This window comes from Mycobacterium sp. (genome assembly GCF_032159775.1).
GTDB lineage: Bacteria > Actinomycetota > Actinomycetes > Mycobacteriales > Mycobacteriaceae > Mycobacterium.
Genome location: NZ_JAVHWK010000144.1, coordinates 1 through 17,999 on the forward strand (window position 1 = coordinate 1; position 17,999 = coordinate 17,999).

Here is a 17,999-nt window from a genome sequence, read left to right on the forward strand (position 1 = left end):
CTCACCGCCGGAGAGGTGGGTCACCGGCTCGTCGGGTGGCGGGCAGCGCAGAGCGTCCATCGCCTGCTCGAGCTGGGAATCGATGTCCCACGCGTCGGCCGCGTCGAGCTCCTCCTGGAGCTGGCCCATCTCGTCCATCAGCTCGTCGGTGTAGTCGGTGGCCATCAGCTCGGCGACCTCGTTGTACCGGTTGAGCTTGCCCTTGATGGCTACACCGGCTTCGACGTTCTCGCGGACGGTCTTGTCCTCGTCGAGCTGCGGCTCCTGCTGCAGGATTCCGACGGTCGCGCCGGGCTGAATGAACGCGTCGCCGTTGTTGGGCTGGTCCAGGCCGGCCATGATCCGCAGGACGCTCGACTTTCCCGCGCCGTTGGGACCGACCACGCCGATCTTCGCGCCGGGCAGGAAATTCAGAGTGACGTCGTCAAGGATCACCTTGTCGCCGTGCGCCTTGCGGACCTTCCGCATCGTGTAGATGAAATCGGCCATGCCGTTGTAATGCCTCTCTGGTCTTGGTATTGCTCGCGGACCATCGTAGGCGTTGACCATGGTCGTCCCGACCGCGCGTCAGCGGCCCGATCCGGCTATGCAGGCACCGGGAGAGCCTTCTCGCCGGCGGCCTCGTCCGGCTCGGTCGTCTCGGCGTCTTCGCCCGGCGCGTCGTCCGTGGTATCCGCAGCATCGTCGCTGGTCAAGCCATTGGCCTTCGGTCGATCGATTCCCGCGACACTTCGCGCAAGATCCGCCCCGACCGCGGTGGCCCGCACTTCCAGCGACGAACGCCGAACGCCTTCGCGGTCTTCGTACTCGCTGGTGTGCACATATCCAACAACGATGACCGGGTCTCCCTTCCCGAGCGAACCCGCGACGCCCTTCACCAGACGCTTGCCCCAGCAGTTGACCGAGACGTACAGGGAGTTGCCCGGCTCCCAGTTGCCGTCGGGGGTGCGCCGCCGCGAATTGCTGGCCACCCGGAATTTGTAGACCTCCTGATCGCCGACCCTGCGCAGGATCGGATCGGTGATGATGGTGCCGACCACAGTGAACGGTGTCTCGAACATTGCTCGTCCTTTCGATTGATCTGGTTTCGCCGTACCTCGCCATTGACCCGGCCGGGGCCGACGCATCGCGGCATCGCCCGCCGCCGTCGGGCGTGACCTGTGGATGAATCGCGGACTGTGGATGAGCGGTCGATGCCTGACCCGCGAAACGGAATTCCAGCACCGAAAGTGCGAGTGCAGGGGTGCTGGAATTCCGTTTCGGGGAAACAAGCGGTTAGAGCTAGGCCTGCTTCTGCCACACCGAGACGTGCCGGCTGCTCTCGTGGGTGAACGGTGTGCCGTCCCAGTCCTGCCATCGCTCGACGAGAACGAGTCCGGCGATGCGGGCCATCAGGTCGAGTTCGGCGGGCCACACATAGCGGAACGGAATGGACCTCAGCCGCGCATTGCCGTCATCCTCGTCGACGTAGTTGGAGCTCATCGCCTGCGTTGCGCAGTCGTAAAGGTCGTAGGCCCAGCACTTCTCGCCGACGTCGAACGGGACGGCGCGCTGTCCCGGCGGCAGCAGTCGCAGCGCCGGGACGCCGACCTCGACGACGAAGCTGCCACCCCGGTGCAGATGCGCGGCGGCGTTGACGAAGCAGGCAACCTGGGCATCTTGAGTCGTGAGGTTGTTGATCGTGTTGAAAACCAGGTAGGCCAACGAGAAGTCGCCGGGTACACGCGCGCCGGAAAAGTCTCCGATTGTCACGCCGACCGCCGCTCCGCCCGGCTTCTCGTACAACCGTGCGACCATCGCCTTCGACAGGTCGATGCCGTGAACCTCGACGCCCCGTCGCGCGAGCGGAAGGGCGATACGACCCGTCCCGACACCGAATTCCAGCGCCCGCCCGTCACCGGCGAGGCCGGCGAGCACATCGACGACGGTTTCGATGACGCTCTGATCGTGCATGCCCGATGTGTCGGCGTCGTAGCGAGCGGCTATCTCTTCGCCGAAGTACCCGTCGTCGGTCACGGCTAGCGCGGGTCCCGCTTCGACAGTTGAGCCAACATCGCGTTGTATGCGGCCAGGTCCGCGTCATCGTCACGGTCGGCGGCGCGGTCCAGCCGCGTGGAGGTGCGCCGGTCGCTGCGAGTCCACTGCACCAGCAGCGCGATCATCACCACGACGAGCGGGATTTCACCTGCCGACCAAGCGATTCCACCGCCGAGCTTCTGATCGCCGAGCAGGTCGGTGTGCCAGTACAGTTGCAGCGACTTGTAGAAGCTCTCCCCCAGCACGCTGTTGGTGCTCATCAGCACGACGCCAAAGAACGCGTGCAGTGGCAGCGACGCGAAGACCATTCCGACCTTGCCCAGCGGCGGTATCGGTCGTGGAGTGGGGTCGACGCCGATGACGACCCAGTAGAACAGGTATCCGGTCAGCAGGAAGTGCAGGTTCATCGCGACGTGCGCTGCATGGGTGCCGACTGCGGCGTCGAAGATCCCGCCGAAGTACAGGCCGTAAAACCCGGCGACGAACAACACCGTCGCGACGATCGGATTGGTGAGGAACCGTGATACGCGTGAATGTAGTGCGGCCAGAAGCCATTCGCGCGGTCCCGGTGGTAGCGCCTTTCCCGCGGCGGGCAGCGCGCGCAGCGCCAGCGTCACCGGCGCACCGAGCACGAGCAGGATCGGCGTCAGCATCGACAGCAGCATGTGGGCGGCCATGTGCATGCTGAACATCGCGGGCATGTACCGACCGATACCCGACGACGTCGTGAACAACAACACCAGGCAGCCGAGTAGCCACGCGACGATCCGGCCCGTCGGCCATACGTCGCCACGCCGACGCAGTCGTATCACACCGGCGATGTAGACCAGCGCCATCACGATGGCCGCGGTCCCGAAGATGAGGTCGAAGCGCCAGTCGAACAGCACGCGGGCCACCGTCGGCGGCCCGGCGAAGTCGTAGCCGATCTCGACGGCGGGGATGGACGGGTTGAACACCGGCGGTGGCGGCGGCGGAGTCCTGCTCAACGCGACCGCAATGCCGAAGGTGAGACCGAAGACGACCGCCTCGGTCATCGCCAGCCGGATCAGCGGCCCGCGTGCCGCCGGGTCGGCTTGCAGTGCCGCAATACCGCTGCGCCGCTGTCGCCAACCGATGGCACCCAGCGTGCACAACGCGACGGCCTTGGCGATGATGAGCAGACCGTAACCGTCGTCGAACAGGTCACCGGGCCGGATCCGCACCAGGGCGTTGACGACGCCGCTGATCGCCATCGCGATGAAGCACCACAACGCGACAGCCGAGAATCGGCGCGCGGCCAGATCGGCGTGCCCGCCGCCCCGCAAGGTATGCACGAGAAGCGCCAACAGGCCGCCCGCCCACAGCGCGGCGGCGATCAAATGGATGAGCAGGCTGTTGGTGGCCAGGTCGTGCGAGCCACCCGACGACGAGTGCCCGGTCAGCGCAAGCGGCAGCAGCGTCACCAGCGACCCCGCGAACAACATCGGCGTCGGCGACCACCGCAGCACCGGGATGCTCACGACCGTGACGATCGCGGCAAGGACCGCCGTCCAGCGCCATGCGCCTGCCGTTTCGACCAGGCCGGCCACCGCCCAGATGTCCGACGGGCTGAGCCGTGACGTCAGGGGCTGGCCGGTGACGTCGGAAACGGTCAGCGGCACCAGCAGCGCCGAGCACACCGTCCATATCGCCGACGCAACGGTCCCGACGCGCAACGCCCGATACCCGTCGGCGTCGAGAACCCCATTCTGCTGCGGTGGCACCATGAACGCGGCGAACATGAACGACCCGACGGCGACGACGGCCGCGATCTCGCCCGCGGCGCGCACGAACGGCAGGCCGTAGGTGGTGACCGGACCCGGATCGGGCAGGCCCGTCGCGGTCAGCGCGTCGGCCAGCGTCATCGCGCCGAGGCCCGCCGCGGTCACGCCTGCCAGCGCTGCGACCCCGAGCAGCACAGGCCACACAGCGCTGGTGCGCACGTTCTGGGTGGCCGTGGTCATGCTCCAAGCGTATGGCCCCGCCCTGTGGGCTACTCGAACGCGTCGCGCAGACCGCGTCGGTTCATCTCGCGGGCGTAGAACTGCTCGCGGGAGATCTCCTCGACCCGGTCCATGTCGCGCAGCACGTCGCGCAGTTCGTCGCGGAAGGCGGTCCGCCGCTCAACCAGATCCGCCGCCGGTTCCAGCAGATGCTGGTCGGCGACCACTTGACGCGCGGTGGCGAACAGCAGCGCCGAAACCGCCTCGGTGCTGCGTACCCGATTCTGCGCGACGTACTGGTTGCCGATGCCCATCGCCTTATTCGTCAGGTCCTTCTCGTCGATCTCGGCGGGGGCGTCGCGCAGCACGTCGGCCACGATCTCGTACGCCTCGAAATAGGGCCGCAGCACGGCCTGGGAGATCAACGGCCGCTTCGCCCGCAGCAGCGGATCGATCTCCTCGCCGCCGGCGGCGACATGGGCCTCCCAGTCGTCGTGCCACGCCATCTCCTCGGCGAGGTGCTCACGGAAAGCCGTCGACTCCGCGAAGTAGAAGTCGAACTTCAACAGGGCGCGCAGCCGCATCGCCTGAGTCCAGAACGCTTCCAACCGATCTCCGTCGGCCCGCGCGGCGTAGGCCAGCGCGAGTTCGACGATGGCGGTTTCGAGGAAGGCATCGATGATCGTATTGCGGTAGAACGCCGCCTCGTGCTCCTGCTCGGGTGCGATCCGCCACACCGGCTCGCGTCCGCCGTCGACCCGCGTGACCGGATGGCGGTTGGACAGCGCGTCCAGGGCGGACCGTACGCCGTCGGCTGTCCGTAGCCGCAGCACGCTGTTGGTGACCGGAGTCTGCTTGCGCTCCAAGTAGTCCAGCGAGTCCTGCAGCGTGTGATGCAGTTGGTCCAGCGTCAGCGCGGTGCCGCGGGTGGTCAGAAGAAGCGCGGCGACCAGACCCGTCGCGTTGACCGGTGTCGCGCGCAGGATCCGCCAGGACACCTCGATGGCCATCTTCTGCATGGCAAGGCGTTTGGCGGCCTCGTCTTCTCCGATCGGCCCGCCGGGCTCGCCCAGGTACTCCCGCATCGACACGGCTTCGGGGAATCGCACGTAGATCTTGCCGTAATTGCGTTCGCCCTGAGCCTTGATGAAGTTGTACAGCCAGGACACCCCCTCGGGCGTCTTCTCACCGCCGCGGGCGTACGCCGCGTACTCGGCTGTCTCGTGCAGTTGGTCGAAGCTGATCGACACCGGCTGAAGGAGGATGTCGCCGCTGCGACCCTCGAGATAGGCGTCGGCCACGTAGCTCATCAGACCCAGCTTGGGCGGCAACATCTTTCCGGTTCTGGACCGGGTGCCCTCGATCGACCAGCTCAGATTGAACCGCTTCTCGACGATGTAGCCGATGAACTGTCGGAGCACGTACTTGTACAGCGGGTCGTCGAGTTTGCGCCGGATGAAGATGACGCCGGAGCGGCGCATCAGCGGTCCCATGAACCCGAACGACAGGTTGATGCCCGCAAAGGTGTGCACAGGCGGCAGCCGATTTTCCTGCATCGCGACCGGCACGATCGCACCGTCGAGGTAGGACCGGTGGGAGAACAGCAGCACGGCGGGATGGGTTTCCAACGCGTGCCGCATGTTCTCGATCTCGGCGCGGTCGTAGTCGATGTTCGGGTCGAACCCCCGGCTGAAGATCGCCCGGCCCATCGACGGAATGAGATCGACGGAGAACCGGCTCCACCCGGTGCCCAGTTCGTCGATCATCTCGCCCGCTTTTTCGAGCGTCGCGCCGGGAATCTTCTCCAGCCCCTCCCTGAACCGCGACGACGCCAGCATCTCCGGCTTCACCAGCTGCGGTGACTTGTACTCGGGTCCGAGCAGCCGCAACTCGACACGTTCGATGGCCAGGCTGGCGCGCCGGATCACGAAATGGGCTAAGTCGCGGGGGTTTTCGCCGACGGTGGTGTCGCTCCACTGCTGGCGCAGCTCGGAAACCTTCGCGGGCTCCCCCGCCACCACCCGCGCGCGTGACGGGTCTCGCTTGAGGAAGCGTTTCTGCAGAATCTCGGGCGGCCGATAGGTGTCGCGACCCGAGATCAGTGCGACCACCTTGGAACGGGTGGGCAGCCCGCGAGGCATCCAGAAGACCCGCACGGGAACAACGCTGCGGTCTTCGTCGGCTTCGAGTTCCTGGACGAGGCGCGCCAGCACGCCCGGCGGCGGCTCGCCGTCGGGAAACTCCAGCACCGCGACGTTGGCCTCAGGGTGTTCGCGCTTCTGCTGTTGTAGCCAGTCGCTCAACAACTCTCGCTCGGCAGGCGACCCCACCGACGCCAGCACCAACGCATCGTCGGTGGTGGAGAAGGGAGCCATCGGGTCGGCGGCGGTCACGGCCGTCCCTTCTTCGCGGCCGCCTTTTTGGCCGGCGCCTTCTTGGCCGGTGCCTTCTTGGCCGTCGCCTTGGTGGTCTTCGCGGCTGTTGCCTTCGCAGGTGCCACCTTCTTGGCCGGCGCAGCCTTCTTCGCGCCTGCCTTCTTGGCCGGCGCAGCCTGCTTGGCGGGCGCCGACTTCCCCACCGGCGCAGCCTTCTTCGCGGCTGTCTTCTTGGCCGTACTCCTGGTCCGCGCGTACGGCCCGATCTTCGGAACCGAGTCGTGCGGCCAGTCTCTCAGCGTGTCCAAGTAGAGCTGGCGTACCTCGGCGATCTTGTCCGACACGTTTTCCACGGTCCAGTCGTCGGTGGATATCGGCGGGTACACGACGACGTCGACGGTGCCGGGATTGAAGGTCGTGGAATCGCGCGCCGAGATCACTTCGGCATTGCGAATGATGATGGGCACGATCGGGATTCCGGCAGACATCGCGATGCGGAACGGGCCCTTCTTGAAGGGGCCGACCTCGGTGGTGTCGAGGCGGGTGCCCTCCGGCGCGATCAGGATGGAGAGGCCCTTCTTGGCGTTCTCCTCGACCTTCCTCAGCCCTTCGACCGCGGCCTTCGGGTTGTCCCGGTCGATGAACGCCGCGTCCATTACCTTGCCGATGGTGCCGACGATCGGGTCGTTCTCGAGTTCCTTCTTGCCGACCGAGGTGAAGTTGGTGTCGACGAGCCTGCCCGCGATGACGGGGTCGACTTGGTTGCGGTGGTTGAAGATGAACACCGCGGGCCGCTTCTTGGTCAGGTTTTCTTTTCCGAGCAGGTTGATGTTCACGCCGGTGGCCGTCAACAGTGACCGCCCGAACGCCGACGTGAAGAAGTTGACGCCGGTGCGCTTGTTGCGCGTCAGTAGGCCGAGGCCGACTGCACCTGCCGCGATGGGCACCAGTGACGCCACGCCGGCGGCCGTGCGCAGTTGGGACAGCGGGCTGCTGCCGCTGCGGCTGCTGAAGCGCAGCACCGGCCAACCTCGTTTGGCCGCAACGGCGGCCAGCTTGCCCGCCGGATTGGTGGGCCGTGGGTTGCCGACCAGATACATCAGCGCGACGTCCTCGTCGCCGTCGGCATAAAAGTAGCTCTTGGACAGGTCGACGCCGTTTTCGGCGGCGAACGCCTGCACCGCCCTTGCCTTGCCGGGACCCCAGATGATCGGCGTCTTCACCTCACCGGTGATCAGACCGTCGTCGTCGGTCTCGAACATGTTGCTCAGCACGTTCTTGATCCCGAGGAAGCGTGCCACCGGTTCCACCTGAACCGTCAGCGCCGATGAGCTGAGCACGACGGTGTGGCCCCGCTCCATGTGAGCGCGAACAAGGTCGCGCATCTCGGGATAAATGCGTCCGATGATCTTCTGCATGAAGAGCCGCTCGGCGAGTTCGTCGATGTCGCCGAGCGAGCTGCCACGCAACATGCGCGCGCCCTTGCCGATGAGGTCCTCGAACTCCGACCGGCCCAGCTGATGGTTCAGGCCGGCCTGCACCATGCCGATGAACTCGCCGACGCCCATCTGACCGCGCCGCAAGCGATCCTGGGTCATGATGACGCCGGTGAAGCCGGCCACCAGGGTGCCGTCCAGGTCGAAGAACGCGCCGACCTTGGGACCCGCCGGGCTGGCCTGGATCTCGGCGACCGAGCCGGGCAACCGCATGGTCCGCCGGTTGGCACGCCGTGTCGTCTGGTCGTCTGCCGGTGTCATAGGGCGCTGTTTCCGTTCAGTGATGGAGGACTGGGCTCATCGATGATAGGTGTGAATGATGCTGGGACGGAACGTCCTTCGCCGCCCAGGGCGAGGACTTCGTCGAATCCCCGTTGTAGGCACGTCGCGAAGAAGTTGCCGTCCGTCACGGCGGCGCGGTCGTAGCGGGCGGTGACGGTGATGTAGCCGGCCCGCGACATCAGCACGACCATCATCGCCACCCCCGGCAGCGGGCCGAGTCCATACTGCCGCAGGATCTTTGCGCCCGCGATGAAGGTGTTCCCGGCGTAGACAGGCACATTGCTGGCCTGCACATCGGAATTGACGACCGAACCGGCCATCGACTCGAGCACCGTGTCCGGCAACAGGCTGAGCATCGGAGCGATGACGCCGACCATGTTCACGGCGCGCTCGTCTCGTTTTCGGGTCATTTGCGACCGGATGCTCTTGATCCGCTTCGCGGGGTCGACGATGCCGATGGGCGCCGCGAGATTGACTCCGGCGAATCGGTTGCCACCCGCGGGATCGTTGTCGGACCGCATGTTGACCGGAATTGCCATCGGCAACGTGTCGATCGGCACGCCCATGTGTTCGTGGTAGAGCCGCAGTGCGCCGCATAGTCCCGCCAGGTATGCGTCGTTGATCGAGCCTTCGGCCGCCTTGGCTGCCCTGTGCAGATCACCGAACACGATGTCGATCGCATCGCTGCGCGACGACAGGCTGCGCCGCTGCAGCACCGGCGATGGTGCGGCCGCGGGCCCCATCACCCGGGCGCCCGACATCGCGTAGTCCACGGCGCTGCCGACCGACGAGACAGGGTCGCGTATCACCTGGCCGACCGCCTGCACAGCGCCCAATATCGCATCGCGAACCCCGCCCGCTATCGCTCCGGGGAGCCGATTGAACCCCTGCCGCATAAGGTCGTTCGGCGACAGGTCCTGCGGAATGGGTAGCGGCGGAGCGCTTTGCGCAGGCGGGTCACGCTCGAGGTCGTAGATGTTGGCGAACATCTCGACACCACCGACGCCATCGGTGACGGCGTGGCTGAGATGTACCATCAGGGCTGCCCGGCCGCCTGCGAGTCCCTCGATGAGCGTCGCCGTCCACAGCGGGCGCGAGATGTCGAGCGGCGACTGCAGCGCGACCTCGGCGAGATCCATGACCTCGCGCAGGGTGCCGGGTTCGGAGACACGGACGCGACGCACGTGGAAGTCGAGGTTGAAGTCCGGGTCGATCACCCAGCGCGCGGGCGCCGTCGGCAGCGTCGGCATCACCACCTTTTGCCGCAGCCGCAACACCTTCCGCGACGCATTCTCGAACCTCGTCCGGAAGCGTTCCCAATCCGGGGAGCTGTCGAGAATCTCGAGCGTCATGATCCCCGACCGCGTGCGTGGGTTGGCCTCGCCGCGATGCAATATCAGGTCGACGGGACTGAGTTCCTCGGGAGGTTCGGCCGCATCCGGTTCCAGCGCGTCGCTCATGGCTGCGGCCACCCTGCCATCGTTGCTGCTCCTCCCGTTGGCTCGCCTATCCTGTACCCACGCTAGTCCGCCGTAACTCGCTGTGACGTGCCTTTGGTGGCGATGTAGGAGCGGCAGCACGACGGTCGGAGGGGACTCGCTTGCTCGGTTAGGGTGAGTGCGCTGCCCCCGTAGCTCAGCGGATAGAGCAACCGCCTTCTAAGCGGTCGGTCGCAGGTTCGAGTCCTGCCGGGGGCGCTACGCGGGCCCGGACAGATTTCCCTGCCGAACGTCCTCGCGGCACTTCACACGGGTCTGCCCCGTCTGCTGCACGCAGACGCGAACCTGCTCCTCGATGCCAGGCGGGTAGACCTCGTCAGTCGGCGCCGGTGTATCGCTGGGCTCCGGTACCTTTCCCGAGTAGATCGACCACATGATGTCGCCGGTGTCCGGCAATCTTGCGCAGTACGCCGTCTGCCCGGCCGCGGTCATCCCTTCCGCGCCCAGCGTGGCGCAGTCCGCACCGATCAACACCACAGGAATCGTCGCCGTCGGCGGAGGCGGCGCAGCCGTGGTGGTGCGCTGCCGGTCAACGAAGTGCAGTGCAATCGCGACGGCCGCGCAGGCGAGCACCACGAAAGCTGCCGCCACTACCGCCCACCGCAGCCAGCGGCGCTGAGTCGGTGGCTTCGTCGTGACGCGTGGCGTCTTCGGCGCCGGCAGCGTGGCGCCGTCAGCACCGTGATCATGCGGTGTGCCACCGAGGCATTTCGCCAGCACATCAGCGAAGGCCATGCACGTGGGGTACCGATCCTCTGGCTTCTTCGCAAGGGCCTTGGAGATCACCGGGCCCAGCCGCGACAGCTCCGGAACCCTGTCGGCGATCGCAGGCGGCGGCGCCGTGAGGTGCTGGCTGATGACGACCGCCGGATTAGTGTGCTGGAACGGCTGCTGTCCGGTCAGCAGATGAAAGGCCGTCGCCGCGAGCGCGTACTGGTCGGCTCGGCCGTCGATCGCCTCACCCATGAGCTGCTCCGGTGCTGCGTATGCCACGGTTCCGACGGTCATGTCCGTCGCGGTCAACCCGCTCGAGTCATTGACCCGCCTCGCGATGCCGAAGTCGGCCAACAGGATCCGTTGGCGGCTCGAATCATCCTCGGACAGCAGGATGTTCGACGGCTTGACGTCGCGATGCAGGAGTTGGCGCTCGTGGGCATAATCCAGCGCGTCTGCAACCGCGGAAACCACGAGCGCAACCTCTTCGGCAGGCAACCCACGGCCTCCGTACCGCTGCAGAAGTTGCCCGGCGTCAGTGCCCTCGACGTAGTCCATGGTGATCCAGAACTGACCACCGAACTCGCCGCGGTCGTGCACACCCACGATGTGCGGATGCCAGAGGTTCGCAACGATGTCGGCTTCGCGGTTGAACCGTTCCCGATACTCGCGATCGGTCGTGAGTTCGAGGGGCAGCAGCTTGAGGGCATCCCGACGCGGCAGCCTGGGGTGATCGACGAGATACACCTCGCCCATGCCGCCTGACCCGAGCGCCCGGACGACCGTATAGCCGGCAAACACATCGCCGGGGGCTAGCGGCATCGACTCCGCCAATCCGGATGGCGCCACATACCGCCGTTATCGCCCGTTTGCCGCAGTTCGAAACCTTCCATCGAAGGCATGACCCTAACGGGCGAACCTGGGCGGAAAGCCAGTGGGCGGGCTAACGGACGTGGCTACCGGCCGACGATTTCGCAACTCCCGGGGTCAGCGTCGATAATACCCCTGTGCGATTGACGCGAAATTGGCTGCTAGCAGCGGTTGTGGTGCTGGCCGGCTTCGGTGCCGCCGCTCCCGCGGCAGCCGATTCCGGGACCGGCCCATCAATGGACTTCAGCGCCGAGGGAGGGCTTCCCGACGGTCAGCGGCTGAGCCCGTTCGATCTGTCCAGCCCTGCCGTGAACCGACTCGACCCCGCATTGCTCGACGCCGTCGAGCGGGCTGCCGACGACGCCGCCGTCCAAGGCATCACCATCGGCCTGACGTCGGGATGGCGGTCACCCGAGTTCCAGCAGCAGTTGTTCGACGATGCCGTCGTCCAGTACGGCAGCGCCGAGATTGCGAGCCAGTACGTCACGTCGCCACAGGTGTCGAAGCATGTGATCGGCAAGGCCGTCGACGTCGGTCCCGCAGGCGCCGACGACTGGCTGATCCGAAACGGCTCGGCGTACGGGCTGTGCCAAATCTATGCGAATGAGATCTGGCACTTCGAGCTCGCGAGCGACTACGGCGGCGCATGCCCACCGTTGCGGCCCAACGCCGCTGGCTGACAATCGCGCGCACACATGAATCCACAACGTCATTGCCAGGAAGCGATGCCACGCTGATCCTGTGCGTCGGCTCCTGGTGCTGGCGGTCTGCGCCGCCGTCGTCACCGCAGGCTGCAGTGCGCCCAGTGGCGCGCCGATGCTTCCCCCAATGGGCTGGAACTCGTGGAATTCGGGAGTATCGCTGACCGAGCAGACGGTCAGGCAAACCATCGACGCGATGGTGTCATCTGGCCTGCGCGACGCCGGCTACCGGTACGTCAACCTCGACGCCGGCTGGGCGGCATCAACCCGCGACCGGAATGGCAAGCTGCAGGCGGACCCCGCGCGCTTCCCGCACGGGATAGCCGGTATCGCCCGCTACGCCCACGATCGCCACATGTACCTGGGCATCTACCACAGTCCGTTCAACCAGGGCTGCGGCCAGGATCCGCGCATCGGCGGGGCGGGGCACGAGCGCATCGACGCGCAGACATTCGCCGATTGGGGCGTCGACTACCTCAAGTACGACTGGTGTCGGCCGCAGGCCCCGCACACCTTGCAGGTGCACTACTTCTCCGCGATGCGAGATGCTCTGCACGCCACCGGCCGTCGCATCTTCTACAGCATCAACCCGAACAGTTCGGACGACGCCGCCGCCGGAACCCGATACGACTGGTCGAAGATCGCGGACATGAACCGCAACTCGGTCGATCTGGTTCCCGCATGGGGTGACGACGCGCTGTGGTCTCGAGGTCTGGCCGGTGTCGTGCAGGGCGCCGGTGTAGCAATCCCGCAGGCCGACAGGAGCGGCCCAACCCACATCAACGATCCCGACATGATGGTGATCGGGCTCGGCTGGAACGAGTTTGTCCGCTCGCACCCCACGATGTCCCTCGGACCGGCGCAGCCCGGCCTGAACGACACCGAGCAGCGCGCGCACTTCTCGCTGTGGGCGATGCTGGCGGCGCCGCTGTTGGCGGGCAACGATGTCCGCACGATGAGTCCGCAGACGCTGGCCATCCTGACCAACCACGATGTCATCGCCGTCGACCAGGATCCGCTTGTCGCACAGGGACATCCGCTGCAGGGCGACGCACGCGTCTGGATCAAGCCGCTTGCCCACGGCGCGGTCGCCGTGGCGCTGACCAACGCGGGCGCCACCCCCGGTGACGTCGGAACCACTGCGGCGGCAGTGGGTTTACCGGCCAGCAGCTGTTACCGCTTGCGTGATCTGTGGGCTCATACCGAAAGCGACAGCACTGGAGCGGTCGGTCCTGTCCTGGTCCCGTCGCACGGCGTGGCGATGTTCACGGTGAACTCCTGCGGGTGACCTATTCACAGGAACATGGCACCTCAGCCATAGCCGGGACATCAACTGCGATGCGCCAATGATGCTATGACTTCGACGTTGGAGGCACCCCCCGCTGCTGACACGGCAGGCGAGATTCCCGTTCGCGTCCGGCGTCGCATCGGCGGCGTGGGTCGCCGTCGCGTCGCGCTCGCCGTTCTGTTGGCCGCCACGGCGATCACCTACCTGTGGAACATCACGGTCAACGGCATGGGCAACCAGTTCTACGCCGGCGCCGCGCAGGCGGGTTCGAAGAATTGGGAGGCGCTGCTATTCGGATCGGTCGATCCCGACAACTTCATCACCGTGGACAAGCCTCCGGTGTCTCAGTGGGTGATGGGACTGTCCGGCCAGATTTTCGGCTTCAGCAGCGCAAGCATGCTCGTACCGCAAGCGCTGATGGCCGTGGCAAGCGTCGCGTTGCTCTACGCGGCGGTGCGGCGGACCGCGGGGGGGAACGCGGGCCTGCTCGCGGGCGCGTTGTTCGCCCTGACCCCCGTTGTGGCGCTGATGTTCCGATACAACAACCCCGACGCCGTCATGGTGCTGCTCATGACGGCAGCCGCCTACTGCACGGTGCGGGCTTTGGAGCGGGCCGGCGCCAAGTGGCTCGCGTTGGCCGGCGCGGCACTCGGCTTCGCATTTCTGGCGAAGATGCTGGAGGGGCTGATGGTGGCACCGGCGATCGGGCTGGCCTACCTGGTGGTCGCGCCCACGACGGTTCGGCGGCGACTCCTGGACCTGGCGTTGGCCGCCCTGGCATGCCTGGCTTCTGCGGGCTGGTTCGTATTGCTGACGCTGCTGTGGCCCGCCTCGTCGCGCCCCTATCTCGCCGGTTCGACCGACAACAACTTCATGAACCTGGTCCTCGGGTACAACGGCCTGGCGCGGGTGCTCGGCCGCGACCACGGCGGCGCGTTCATGTTCGGTCCGTCGATCGGTTCCGCCCTGGGATCCACCGTCCGCGTATCGGGGGCGCGTCACGGCGGCTTCAGCCAATTCGGCGGGGCAGACCCGGGCATCGGGCGGCTGTTCTCCGGGGAGTTCGGCTTCGAGATCGGCTGGCTGCTCCCCGCCGCTCTGCTCGCGGCGGTGGTGGTCGTCGTGACGCGCCGACGGGCACGGCGCGCCGATCTCACCCGCGGCGGCGCCATCCTCTTCGGCGGCTGGCTGCTGATCGACGGATTGGTGCTCAGCTACATGAAGGGCATGGCGCATCCCTACTACTGCCTGTCGGTGGCGCCCGCGATGGCAGGGCTGGTCGCCATCGGCGGCAGCGAGGCGTGGCGGGTGCGCCACACGGTATTCGGTCGAAGCGCCTTGGCCGCAATGGTTCTCGCGACAGGCACGTGGAGCTGGTGGCTCCTCGGCCGCAACGCGGACTGGATGCCTGCGTTGCGATGGATGATCCTGGCCCTGACCATCGCCGCCGCCATCGCACTCCTGGTAGCGCTCAGTTCGCAGAACCGTCGGCGGGTGGCCGAGGTCTGCCTCGCGGCCGCCGTCGTCGTCGCGGGCGCAGGATCTGCCTCGTACACGTTCGCCACCATCGGCCAGTCCCATGAAGGCGGAGGCGCGACGGTCGGGCCATCGGTGGAGACAAGCGGCGGCTTCGGACGCGGTGGCTGGACCACCGACACGGACAACGCCCAACTGCACGACCTACTAGAGGGCACGCACACGCAGTGGTCGGCGGCGATCAACGGATCATCGGCGGCGGCGGGCCTGGAGCTAGCAACCAACACCGCGGTGATGGCGATCGGCGGTTTCTCCGGTTCGGATCCTGTGCCCTCGCTCAGCCAGTTCCAGGACGACGTGACCAACCACCGAATCGGCTACTACATCGCACCCGACACCACCCACGGCCCGGGTCGCGGTCGCGCGCACACGGACATCGCGCGGTGGGTCGCCGCGAATTTCGTGCCGTTGAACGTCGGTACCGCGACCGTGTACGACCTTTCCGCACCGCGTCATTGAAGGCGGCACGCGCTCGATTGTTGGGTGGCGACGGTGACCGGCCTATTCCGACGCCCGCACCCACCTCGCGGAATAGCCGTAGCGTCGTCAGCGTCGGAACGTGGCAGTGAGCGCACCAAGGAGGCGGCAGTGAAGTTTGGAATCTCGACGTTCGTCAACGACGACACCATCGACACGGTGACGTTGGCGCGCGCAATCGAAGAGCGGGGCTTCGAATCGCTGGCGATCGCCGAGCACACACACATTCCGGCGAGCCGCGAGTCCGCATACCCGATGGGGGGCGACCTGCCGTCGATCTACTACCGCACGCTCGACCCGTTCGTCACGCTCGCGGCGGCCGCCGCTGTGACGTCGAGGATCGAACTGATCACCGGTATCGCGCTGCTCATCCAGCGCGACCCCATCATCACGGCGAAAGAGGCCGCGAGCATCGACCTGATCTCGGGTGGCCGTTTCGTACTCGGGGTGGGCGCAGGCTGGAATATCGAGGAGCTGAGCAATCACGGGACCGACCCGAAGACGCGCGGCGCCCTGCTCGACGAGCGCATCGAGGCCATCAAGGCGCTGTGGACCGACGAGCCGGCCGAATACCACGGGCGCTACGTCGATTTCGACGCGTCCTTCCTGCGGCCCAAGCCGGTGCAGACGCCTCATCCGCCGATCTTCATCGGCGGCGACTCGAACGCCACCGTCAAGCGAGTGATCAGGCACAACGCGGGCTGGATATCGAACCCCAGCCCGATCGAGCATTTGAAGAAGCGCATAGATCAGATGCGCGACAACGCCGGCCACGACGTGCCGTTGGCCACGTTCGGCACGCCTGTCGACCCCGACTACTGGCGCGGCCTGGAAGATCTCGGCTACGGACGTGTGGGACTTCTGCTGCCGACGAAACCGGAGGACGAGTCCCTGCGGCTGCTCGACAAGTACGCCGCCGCGGTCGAAAAGTACCGCGCCTAGGACATACGCTTCGTGCGGTGAGCCAAACACGGGGTACGTCTCTGGCGCTCGCCGCGATCGGACTCGCACTCGCCGGCTGCACGTACAACACCCCAGCTCCGGCGGCGTCGCCCGCGCCGACCACGGCCCTGAGCACGGCACCGTCCGCACCTCCCACCGTGGCCCCGCTGGACGACGAGACGGCCAAACCTTCGGGCGCGCAGCCCGTTCTTGCGTCGGATCCGGCTCAGCTGGCCGACGACCTGGTCGCCGACGAACAGGCACTCCGTGACCCGTCGACACCCGAGGCGGCACTTCAGGCAGCGGCGCGCCGACAGCAGGCGGCCTACCGCGCAATCGGGCGCGACAGCCAGTTGGATGCGATCGCCCGTCCGCGGATACCGGCCGCACTGCAGCAGGTCTACGACCTCAACGTCGACGCGCGCCGACAGCTCACCGCGATGGCGGAGACGCGGGACACGGTCCCGGCCTGGCGCATCGTGGCACCGGCGCCGCCCGACGAGTTGCTGGGGTACTACCGCGAGGCGGAAGCGGCCTCCGGCGTCGGTTGGAACTACCTTGCCGCGATCAACTTGGTCGAGACCCGGTTGGGCAGCGTCGTCGGGCCGAGCAGCGCAGGCGCCCAGGGCCCCATGCAGTTCCTGCCGTCGACATTCGCCGGCTACGGCGACGGCGGCGACATCTACTCGCCGCGCGACAGTATTTTGGCAGCCGGCCGTTACCTGGCGGCCAACGGCTTCGCCGGCAACCACGACCAGGCCATCTATCAGTACAACCACGCCGCCCAATACGTGCGCGCTGTCAACGATTACGCGGCGGTCCTTGCCGTCGACCCCCCAGCATTCACCGGCTTCTACCGCTGGGAGGTCTACGTCAAGACGACCGCGGGTGATCTGCTGCTGCCCATCGGGTACGCATCGTCGACACCGGTCGCGGTCCAGGAGTACCTCGCGACCCACCCGCAGTGACGCGTCGCAATTGGCTCAGCGCCGCCAGAAGTCGAACCGGTCCCGCCCCGCTCTGAAGCCGGCGGCCTCCGCCACATCAACCGCGACGTCGAACCGCTCGCCCACCCGGAAAGCGTCGTGCGCGTCGCTGCCGAACGACACCGCATCGCCTCCCTCTTCCCACCACCACCGCAGCTGCGACACCGACGCCATCGGGCTGCGTGTGTTGATCTCCAGCGCACGGCCCGACGACGCCAACGTCCTGAACACCGTCCGATACTCCTCTTCGAAGTCCGAGTCGTCGTACGCGCCAACGCGTTCGGCGGGCCAGTAGCGCCGCGGGTAGTCGCAGTGCGCCAGCACATTGAATACCGATGACCCGCCGACGAGGACGTCGAGTTCGGCGAAGTACCTTCGCATCAGCTCATGTGGATCGGTGGCCGCGAACAGCGTTCGGCCGATTGCACTTAACGTGCCGTCGACGTCGATTCCGTGAAGGCTGCCGAGCACACGCTCGAAGTTACCGGCGGACAGCACAGCACTCACATCGCCGGGAAAGAGGTGCGGCTCGCCCGCTTCGATGCCGGCCAGGATCCGCAGTTCCGGAAACTCGTCTCGGCACCGGGCAACGTCGGCCAGGTAACCCTCGACGTCGAGCGGCGCCACCCGCCGGCCGTCCGCGAGTACCCAGTCTGTGAAGTCCACGTGCTCGGTGAACGCCAGCCCCGGCAGGCCCAGCTCGACGGCGCGCGCGCAGGCAAGCCGCATCGTCGAGCTAGAGGCGGTGTCCCATGACCACCGGGTGTGGACGTGATTGTCGGGAGGCGGCGTCTTGTCCACGCCCCAACGCTAGTTGGGACCTATCACTACCTTT

Annotated in this window: 14 protein-coding genes and 1 tRNA gene; 6 read left to right on the top strand and 9 right to left on the bottom strand. The window is 66.7% G+C overall.

Features of this window, described 5'->3' with window-relative positions:
* The 7 genes from QOJ24_RS19695 to QOJ24_RS19725 all read right to left on the bottom strand — a co-directional run.
* The coding region (locus QOJ24_RS19695) for an ATP-binding cassette domain-containing protein (RefSeq protein ID WP_526264258.1) at positions 1-489 on the bottom strand (489 nt) is incomplete at its 3' end.
* A gap of 95 nt (positions 490-584) precedes the next feature.
* Positions 585-1,061 carry a single-stranded DNA-binding protein gene (locus QOJ24_RS19700; RefSeq protein WP_526264260.1) on the bottom strand — a complete coding sequence of 159 codons (477 nt, stop codon included), beginning with the start codon at positions 1,059-1,061 and terminating at the stop codon, positions 585-587.
* 220 nt (positions 1,062-1,281) lie between these two features.
* A complete protein-coding gene (locus QOJ24_RS19705; RefSeq protein WP_526264262.1) occupies positions 1,282-2,016 on the bottom strand; it encodes a class I SAM-dependent DNA methyltransferase in 735 nt (244 codons plus the stop codon).
* 2 nt (positions 2,017-2,018) lie between these two features.
* Complete coding sequence (locus QOJ24_RS19710) at positions 2,019-4,019, bottom strand: bifunctional copper resistance protein CopD/cytochrome c oxidase assembly protein (RefSeq protein ID WP_526264264.1); 2,001 nt, start codon at positions 4,017-4,019, stop codon at positions 2,019-2,021.
* A gap of 29 nt (positions 4,020-4,048) precedes the next feature.
* Positions 4,049-6,373: a glycerol-3-phosphate 1-O-acyltransferase gene (locus QOJ24_RS19715; RefSeq protein ID WP_526264339.1), complete on the bottom strand. Its 2,325-nt coding sequence runs from the start codon at positions 6,371-6,373 to the stop codon at positions 4,049-4,051.
* A gap of 14 nt (positions 6,374-6,387) precedes the next feature.
* On the bottom strand, positions 6,388-8,130 hold the full coding sequence (locus QOJ24_RS19720; RefSeq protein WP_526264266.1) for an HAD-IB family hydrolase/lysophospholipid acyltransferase family protein: 1,743 nt from the start codon (positions 8,128-8,130) through the stop codon (positions 6,388-6,390).
* Positions 8,127-9,611, bottom strand: coding sequence for a wax ester/triacylglycerol synthase family O-acyltransferase (locus QOJ24_RS19725; RefSeq protein ID WP_526264341.1), 1,485 nt, complete (start codon positions 9,609-9,611; stop codon positions 8,127-8,129). Before QOJ24_RS19725 ends, QOJ24_RS19720 begins: the two co-directional genes overlap by 4 nt.
* Before the next feature lie 164 nt (positions 9,612-9,775).
* Here QOJ24_RS19725 and QOJ24_RS19730 point away from each other — a divergent pair.
* Positions 9,776-9,848: transfer RNA gene (locus QOJ24_RS19730), tRNA-Arg, on the top strand.
* Here QOJ24_RS19730 and QOJ24_RS19735 read toward each other — a convergent pair.
* On the bottom strand, positions 9,849-11,186 hold the full coding sequence (locus QOJ24_RS19735; protein ID WP_526264268.1) for a serine/threonine-protein kinase: 1,338 nt from the start codon (positions 11,184-11,186) through the stop codon (positions 9,849-9,851).
* A 185-nt stretch (positions 11,187-11,371) separates the two neighbouring features.
* Between QOJ24_RS19735 and QOJ24_RS19740 the strand changes: the two genes are divergently transcribed.
* From QOJ24_RS19740 to QOJ24_RS19760, 5 genes are all read left to right on the top strand, one after another.
* A complete protein-coding gene (locus QOJ24_RS19740) occupies positions 11,372-11,914 on the top strand; it encodes a M15 family metallopeptidase (RefSeq protein WP_526264269.1) in 543 nt (180 codons plus the stop codon).
* Positions 11,915-11,975: 61 nt separating this feature from the next.
* Positions 11,976-13,223, top strand: a complete 1,248-nt coding sequence (locus QOJ24_RS19745) for a glycoside hydrolase family 27 protein (protein WP_526264271.1) — start codon at positions 11,976-11,978, stop codon at positions 13,221-13,223.
* Between the two features lie 66 nt (positions 13,224-13,289).
* Positions 13,290-15,218: an ArnT family glycosyltransferase gene (locus QOJ24_RS19750; protein WP_526264273.1), complete on the top strand. Its 1,929-nt coding sequence runs from the start codon at positions 13,290-13,292 to the stop codon at positions 15,216-15,218.
* Between the two features lie 129 nt (positions 15,219-15,347).
* Positions 15,348-16,178: an LLM class F420-dependent oxidoreductase gene (locus tag QOJ24_RS19755; protein ID WP_526264275.1), complete on the top strand. Its 831-nt coding sequence runs from the start codon at positions 15,348-15,350 to the stop codon at positions 16,176-16,178.
* A 17-nt stretch (positions 16,179-16,195) separates the two neighbouring features.
* Positions 16,196-17,146: a lytic transglycosylase domain-containing protein gene (locus QOJ24_RS19760; RefSeq protein ID WP_526264277.1), complete on the top strand. Its 951-nt coding sequence runs from the start codon at positions 16,196-16,198 to the stop codon at positions 17,144-17,146.
* A 15-nt stretch (positions 17,147-17,161) separates the two neighbouring features.
* Here the strand turns inward: QOJ24_RS19760 and QOJ24_RS19765 are convergent, their stop codons facing one another.
* Positions 17,162-17,965, bottom strand: coding sequence for a PHP domain-containing protein (locus QOJ24_RS19765; RefSeq protein ID WP_526264279.1), 804 nt, complete (start codon positions 17,963-17,965; stop codon positions 17,162-17,164).
* Positions 17,966-17,999: the final 34 nt, after the last annotated feature.